This is a genomic window from Pseudomonas sp. Leaf127 (assembly GCF_001423155.1).
In the GTDB taxonomy this organism is placed as follows: Bacteria; Pseudomonadota; Gammaproteobacteria; order Pseudomonadales; family Pseudomonadaceae; genus Aquipseudomonas; species Aquipseudomonas ovata.
The window spans coordinates 1,885-10,033 of sequence record NZ_LMOA01000011.1 but is presented as its reverse complement, the minus strand read 5'-3'; the positions used below and the strand labels follow the sequence as shown (position 1 = coordinate 10,033).

Below are 8,149 nucleotides of genomic sequence, written 5' to 3'. Positions count from 1 at the left end.
CCGCCCASTTCGAAGAAGTTATCGGCCAGGCCRACCCGCTCGACCTGAAGCACYTCGGCCCAGATCGCTGCCACCTGCTGCTCCAGCTCGGTCTGCGGCGCCACATACCTATGTTGCTGCTGGCGGCCATCCGGTGGCGGCAAGGCCTTGCGGTCCAGCTTGCCGTTGGCTGTCAGGGGCAAGTGGTCCAGCACCACGAAGTACGTCGGCACCATGTAGTCCGGCATCGCCGCCTTCAATGCTTCGCGCAGGCCCTCACGCAAGGCCGCCTCTCCAGCGTCATCCGCCGGACGTGATACCGGCACCAGCCAGGCCACCAGTTGCCTGCCCAGCGGCCCCGCCACATCCAGCACCACCGCCTCGCGGACTGCCGGGTGCGCCTTGATCCGCGTCTCGATTTCGCCCAGTTCGATGCGGAAACCGCGAATCTTCACCTGATGATCRATGCGCCCGGCGTACTCCACCACGCCGCCAACACGGCTGCGGCCCAGGTCACCACTGCGGTACAACCGGCTGCCGCCTTGCTCGCTGCGGTCGAACGGGTCGGGAATAAAGCGTTCCGCCGTCAAGGCCGGCCGCTGGTGGTAACCCCGCGCCAGGCCTGCGCCGCCGATATGCAACTCGCCCTGCACCCCCGGGATGGCCGGRTCCAGCTGATYGTCCAGCACGTACCAGGACAGGTCGGCAATCACCTGGCCGATCGGGCTGACCGACGCCTGTTGCAGGTCGGCCCTGGACAACGGCCGATGCGTCACATGCACCGTGGTTTCAGTGATGCCGTACATGTTGATCAGTTGTGGCTGTTGATCGCCAAAACGCTCGAACCAGGGCGCCAGGCTGGCCACGTCCAGCGCCTCGCCACCAAAGACCACATAGCGCAARGCCAATGCAGCATCGCTGGCGCAGGCCACCGGGATCAACTGCCGGAACGCYGACGGCGTCTGGTTCAGCACGGTCACCTGCTCGCGGCACAACAGCGCATGCAGGCCTTGCGGCGAACGCGCCACCGCCTTGGGAACGATGACGGCCTTGCCGCCGTACACCAGCGCGCCATACAGCTCCCACACCGAGAAATCGAAGGCATAGGAGTGGAACACCGTCCAGACGTCGTGACTGTCGAAGTGGAAATCATCGTCGGTGGCCTGGAACAGGCGCACCACATTGTGATGCGCCAACAGTGTGCCCTTGGGCTTGCCGGTCGAGCCCGAGGTGTAGATCACATAGGCCAGGTGTTCAGGCCGGGTGCTGTTGACCGGGTTGGCATCGCTGTACTCGGCCAGCCCGTGCGGGCCGTCGGCCAGGATCAGCGYCTGCACGCCTGGCGCCACCGGCAGTTGCCCTTGCAGATGCGCCTGGGTCAGCAACAAACGGATGCCGCTGTCTTGCACCATGTACGCCAGGCGCTCCTGCGGGTACTCCGGGTCCAGCGGCACATAGGCGCCGCCCGCCTTGAGGATCGCCAGCAGCCCCACCACCATCTCCAGACTGCGCTCGACGGCCAGGCCCACCAACCCATCCGGGCCGACGCCCAGCTCGCGCAGCTTGTGCGCCAGGCGGTTGGCCCGCCGGTTCAGCTCGGCATAGCTCAGCGACTGCTCGCCAAGCACCAGGGCCGTGGCCTGTGGCGTCCTGGCCACTTGCTGTTCGATCAGTTGNCCACTCGCGCGGTCTGCTCAGCGACCTGGGCGAAGTCTATGAGCCAGGCGGTTGGCCCGCCGGTTCAGCTCGGCATAGCTCAGCGACTGCTCGCCAAGCACCAGGGCCGTGGCCTGTGGCGTCCTGGCCACTTGCTGTTCGATCAGTTGRTGCAGGCACTGCCCGGTCGGGTAGCGGGCCTCGGTGGGGTTCCATGCGCGGACGATCTGCTGCTGTTGATCAGCGCTGAGCAACGCCAGTTCGCCCAGGCGCTTGTGGGGCTCACGACTCAGTGCGGGCAGTAACTGTTCAAGCCCGAGTGCCAGTTGCTGCACTGTACTGTCAGAGAATTCAGCCTTGGCATAACTCAAGCCAAGCGACAGCACGTCGCTGACATCGGCCGCCACCACCAGTCCATAGCTGGTCTGCCCATGCTCATTCATGTTTTCAAATACCAGGTCATGGGCGGCGCCTTTTTCAAGTGCCTCGGAAACCGGGTAGTTATCAAACATCAGCAAGGTATCGAACAACGCCTCGCCACTCTTTCCGGCCCAGCGCTGCACGTCATACAGGGGCGTATATTCATGCTCGCGCAGCGCCAGGTTCTGCGCCTGAAGCGACTGCAGCCACTGCCCCACGCTCAGCCATGGCAGCGGCTGGGCGACCAGCGGCAATGTATTGATAAACAAGCCCAGTTGCTGCTCGACCCCCTCAAGCTCGCCAGGGCGGCCTGAGACTGTCACGCCGCAAACCACCCGGTCCTGGCCGGTGTAGCGCTGCAGCAAAATGATCCAGGCCGCTTGCACCAGGGTATTGAGCGTCACTCGCTGACACTGGGCAAAGTGGCTCAGCCGTTCTGTCTGCTGCTTGTCCAGCGAAAAACGGTGATACCCGTACCCCGTCTCAGCCATGCGATCACCCTGCCGGATCGACTGTGCCAACCGCGTGGGCTCATCAAGACCTGACAGTTGCTCTTTCCAGAACTGCTCACTGGCCACGCTATCCTGTTTACCCAGCCATTCGATGTAATCACGATAACGGCTGGCGATGGGTGCGAGGACATGCCCGGTATAGCGTTGCAGTATTTCGCCCATCAACTGCGAGTTGCTCCAGCCATCGAGCAGAATGTGATGCGTGGTGTGAATCAGGTGATGCGTATTTTCACCCGTGCGGATCAAGGCCAGCCGCACGATGGGATCACGCGCCAGGTCGAAGCCCTTGCGGCGATCCTCAAGCGCCCAGTCGTCCAGCTTTTGCGACGACTGCACCTCGCCACGCCAATCCAGCACAACGCAGGGCGCCTCAATCTGTTTACGAATGACTTGAAGAGGCCGGCCATCCACCTCGACAAAGCTTGCCCGAAGCACTTCATGTCGGCTGATCGCACTTAGCCAGGCGGCCTTGAAGCGCTCGACATCCAGCCCTTGCACGTCCACACGCAACTGATTGATGTAGTGACCTGCCTGCTGGTCCAGCAGGCTGTGAAACAGCATGCCCTGCTGCATGGGCGAAAGCGGGTAGATGTCTTCGATGTCTGCCGCAGGCACAGGCAACTGGCCAAGTTGTTCCGGGCTCAGGACAACCAGAGGTGTACGACTTTCAACCTGGCTGACAGGCTTGGCCACAGCAGATCTGGCTTCGACCGGTTTGGCCACCTTGGCCAGTTGCCCGATGGTCTGCTGCTCGAACACTTGCTTGGGCGTCAGCTTGATGCCCTGGCGCTTGGCCCTGGCGATGATCTGCAGGCTCAGAATCGAGTCGCCGCCCAGTTCAAAGAAGTTATCGGTGGTACCGATGTGCTCGCGCTTGAGTACCTGAGCCCAGATATCCGCCAGCTTCTGCTCGGTATCACCCTCTGGCGCTACAAAGCCGCGCGCGACCACGCCCGGCCAGGGCAAGGCACGCTTGTCCAGCTTGCCGTTGGCGGTCAGCGGCAGGCGATCCAGCAGCACGATCTGCGCCGGGACCATATAGTCCGGCAAGTGCTCTTGCAGACGCTGCTGCAACTGCACGACGCTGACACCGTCAGCGACCGAGCACCAGGCCACCAGTTGCAGACGCGAAGGATCGCCTTCCAGAGGCAGGGCCAGGACAACCGCTTCCTTGACCGCCTCCAGCTGCAGCAAGCACTGGCTGACTTCTCCGGGCTCGACCCGGTAACCACGAATCTTCACCTGATCATCGGCGCGGCCGATAAATTCGATCAAACCATCGCGTCCAGTGCGCGCACGGTCGCCGGTGCGATACAACCGCTGGCCATCCTCGGCAGGAATGAAACGCTCGGCGGTCAGCGCTGCCCGTCCTCTGTATCCCTGCGCGAGTCCTTGCCCGCCCAGGTACAGTTCGCCTGCAACCTGCTGTGCCACCGTATTGAGCCAGGGATCGAGAATGTGGGCACATGCATTGGCAAGCGGTGTTCCCACCGGTGCGCTGCGAGTGCCACCCAAGCGTTGCCCGACTTCGTGAGTCAGCACACCGACAGTGGTTTCGGTGGGGCCATAGTGGTTGATAATCCGACAGCCCGGGCGTAGTTGCCGGACCTGTTCCACCAATTCCCACGAGCAGCTTTCACCGCCCAGTATCAGCAATTGACCCGGCAACACATCGGCAGGCCTGGCCGCTTGCAACAGCCCTTGCAGGTGGCTGGGCACCAGCTTGAGAACGGCCACCTGATGCTCGGCCATGCAGGCCGCAAAGGCATCAGGGTCGAAGGCCAGTTCCTGGGGCAAAAGATGCAGCAAGCGCGCGGATGCCAGCGCACCGAACAGCATGGTATGCCCCAGGTCCGCAGCCACGGTGGACACCATGGCCATGCTGCCTTCGGGCGTCAGTTGCAAGCGATCAAGTACGGCCTGCACATAATTGGCCAATGCTTTATGGCTGACCTGCACACCCTTGGGCTGGCCAGTGGAGCCTGAGGTGTAAATCAGGTAGGCCGGCTGCTCGGGAGCGAAAGACTGCTCCAGCGATTGGTCGCTCTGCCCGGCCCATACCTGCGCATCCCAGGCTTGCACCTTGATGCCTTGCAGGCGGGTGAAGCGAGTGTCATCCGCCTCATGAAGCAGAACGGCCGCCCCGCTGTCATGCAGCAACTGCTGTACACGCTCGACAGGCTGCTGGTTATCCAGCGGCAAATACACGCCACCGGCCTTGAGCACTGCGAGCATGGCCGTGACCCACTCGATGCTGCGCGCCTGGCACAGCGCAACCACGCTGCCGACGCCTATCCCGGAAGCCTGAAGATAATGCGCCAACCGGTTGGACTCTTGCTCCAGCGCCTGATAGCTGATGCGTTTCTCACCGGTTTGCAGCGCGTCACGCTGCCCCGCTTGCGCCAGGCTGCGCTGCCACAGTTCGAGAAAGTTGCTGCACGCAAATGACTGCGAGAGGGGCTCAACAGGGATGCCGACAGGCTCGGGACAATCGAGCAGGCGAGCCCTCGGCGTACGCACCAATGCTTGCAATGTCGACTGCAACGAGGCGGCCATGCGTTCGATGACAGGCGCATCGAACAGATCGGTCGCGTAGGTGAATGCCGCCTCGATACCCTCAGGGGTGTCGGTGAAGTCAAACGCCAGGTCAAAACGTGCGTCGCCATCACCCAGCGCAAAGGCCTCGACGGTAACACCGCCCAGACGGTTGCTGCCGTCGGCACGGCTCAACACATTCTGGTTGATCTTGAACTGGAACAGCGGGTTATGGCCCAGGTTACGCTCGGGCAATAGTGCATCGACCAGTTGCTCGAACGGCAGATCCTGATGAGATTGCGCGCCGGCAACCACGTCCCGGACCTGGCTGATCAGTTCCGCGAACGTGGCGCGCTCATCGACCTGGATGCGCAGCACCTGTGTGTTGATGAAAAAGCCGATCAGACCTTCAAGCTCTGTCCGGTTGCGGCTGGCGTTGGGTGCACCGATACGAATATCCGCCTGCCCGCTGTAACGCGACAGCACGACAGACACCGCCGCCAACACCAGCATGAACAGGGTGTTGCCGTCTTTACGCGCCAGTGCCCGCAACTCGGCGGCCAACGCCTGAGGAATGTCGGCGGCTACAACCGCACCGCGGTAGCTGGGGCTGGCTGGCCGGTCATGATCCAGCGGCAGATCAAGCACCGGATGGTCCTCACCCAGTTGCGTCTTCCAGTAGGCAAGCTGCCTGTCGCCTTCGCCGGCCTCCAGCCAACTGCGCTGCCAGATCGCGTAATCCGCGTACTGGATGGGCAGCGCCGGCAGTCCTGCATCGCGGTCTTCTATCAACGCCGTATACAGGCGCACAAACTCGGCCACGAACAGTTCACCCGACCAACCATCGGACACGATGTGGTGCATGCACAGGGTCAGCAGATGCTCGGCTTCGCCCAGATGCAGCAGCTTGACGCGCAGCAAAGGACCTTCGACCAGATCGAAAGGCCTGGCAAGTTCCTCACTCACCAAGGCCTGTAGCGCCGCCTCATCGGGGCGTTCATCGAGTGAGACGATGTCCAGAACCACGGGGGAATGCGCCTGAATTTCCTGGTAGAACTCGCCGTCCGTCGAAGCAAAACGGGTGCGCAGGGTTTCATGACGCTGCACCAGCAACTCAAGTGCCTGCGACATGGCCTGATCGTCAAGATGGCCATTCAAGCGTACTGCGGTCGGTACGTTGTAGAACGTACCCTCAGGCTCCATTTGCCAGAGAAACAGCAAGCGTTGCTGAGCATAAGACAGAGGAATGCGCGCCACGTCCTGGCGCGTCGGCACGATGGGCAACAACCTGAAGCTCTGCCCGGACTCGTGCATCTTGTCGAGGATCTGCTTGCGTTGCTCCAGAGGCAGCGAGACGAAGCGTTTGGCAATCCGTTCAGCGGTAGTCCGTTCCATCTCAAGCCCCTGCCATTTCATTCATCATTTTTTCGATATCCGTCAGATCGCTTTCACGCAGGGAGAGCCCCTGGCTGTCCAGAACGCCGATGAATTCAGCCAAGGCCGGATACTCAAAGAGCAGACGCAAAGGCGCGTCGATCCGAAGCTGTGCATTGATCCGGGAAATGGCCTGGGCCGCCAGCAACGAGTGCCCGCCCAGCTCGAAGAAATTATCCGTCAGCCCCACCGGCCCGACCTTGAGCACATCCGCCCAGATCGCCGCGATCTGTTGCTCAAGCTCCGTGCACGGTGGYACATGCGTGTGTTGCTGCTGGCGGCCATCCGGTGGCGGCAAGGCCTTGCGGTCCAGCTTGCCGTTGGGCGTCAGCGGCAGCCGGTCCAGAAACAACAGGTGCGCCGGCACCATGTAGTCCGGCAGGCTGCTCTTGAGNACATGCGTGTGTTGCTGCTGGCGGCCATCCGGTGGCGGCAAGGCCTTGCGGTCCAGCTTGCCGTTGGGCGTCAGCGGCAGCCGGTCCAGAAACAACAGGTGCGCCGGCACCATGTAGTCCGGCAGACTCTTTCTGAGCTGCTCTCGCAGTTCGCCGCGCAATTGGACGTGCTGCTGTGCATCCCCCTCGCCGGCCATGGCCACCACATAGGCCGCCAACTGCMGCCCGCCCGGCCCCTCGACATCGATGACCACCGCCTCGCGCACCGCCTCGTGCGCCAGTAACCGCGCCTCGATCTCCATAGGCCGCCAACTGCMGCCCGCCCGGCCCCTCGACATCGATGACCACCGCCTCGCGCACCGCCTCGTGCGCCAGTAACCGCGCCTCGATCTCGCCCAGYTCGATACGAAAGCCGCGAATCTTGACCTGATGGTCGACACGGCTGAGGTACTCGAKCACCCCGTCGGCGCGGTACCGCGCCAGGTCGCCGCTGCGGTACAGCCGACCGCCACCCTGCTCGCTGGCGTCAAACGAGTCCGGCACAAAGCGCTCGGCCGTCAGATCAGGGCGATGCAGGTAACCCCGGGCCAGACCGTCGCCGCCGATCAATAGTTCGCCCGCCACACCCGGCGCTGCCGCGCACAACCCAGGCTCGACGATGTGCARCCGGGTATTGGCGATCGGCCGGCCCAGCAACGGCACCGGCGACTGCCGGTCCAGGCAGTGCAGGCCCGACCAGATGGTSGTTTCCGTCGGCCCGTACAGGTTCCACACCTGCTCGCTGCGCTCCAGCAGGCGGCTGGCCAGGTCAGGCGCCAGGGCCTCGCCACCGCTGAGCAAACGGCAGTGGCGCAACTGCCCCGGCGYGGCGGCATCAAGCAGCATYCGCCAGGTCGACGGYGTCGCCTGGACGGTGGTGACCGCCTGCTGCTCGATCAGCCCCAGCAAGGCCTGGGGATCCTGGTTCTCGCCATCGGCCAGCAGCACCACGGAGGCGCCCACCAGCAGCGGCAGGTACAGTTCCAGGCCGGCGATGTCGAAGGACAGGGAGGTCAGGGCCAGCACCCGGTCAGCGGCCGTCAGCCCCGGCCTTTCGGCCATGCTGAACAGGAAATTGRCCAGGGCCTGGTGCCGCACCGCCACCCCCTTGGGCGTGCCGGTGGAGCCCGAGGTGTAGATGCAGTACGCCGCATGTTCGGGGTGCAGCACGGCGACCGG

The 8,149-nt window shown here is 63.3% G+C and carries 2 protein-coding genes and 2 pseudogenes; all 4 read right to left on the bottom strand.

Translation table 11 applies throughout. The features are described from left to right. Positions 1 to 1,655, bottom strand: a pseudogene (locus ASF84_RS07845) (amino acid adenylation domain-containing protein); the annotation flags it as partial. Between the two features lie 18 nt (positions 1,656 to 1,673). Continuing rightward, the gene (locus tag ASF84_RS07840) at positions 1,674 to 6,497 is read right to left on the bottom strand and encodes a non-ribosomal peptide synthetase (protein ID WP_056836965.1); all 4,824 of its coding nucleotides are present in this window, start codon (positions 6,495 to 6,497) and stop codon (positions 1,674 to 1,676) included. A 1-nt stretch (position 6,498) separates the two neighbouring features. After that, positions 6,499 to 6,930, bottom strand: a pseudogene (locus tag ASF84_RS29650) (phosphopantetheine-binding protein); the annotation flags it as partial. Between the two features lies 1 nt (position 6,931). Continuing rightward, the coding region (locus ASF84_RS29465) for an amino acid adenylation domain-containing protein (protein WP_442963033.1) at positions 6,932 to 8,140 on the bottom strand (1,209 nt) is incomplete at its 3' end. Positions 8,141 to 8,149: the final 9 nt, after the last annotated feature.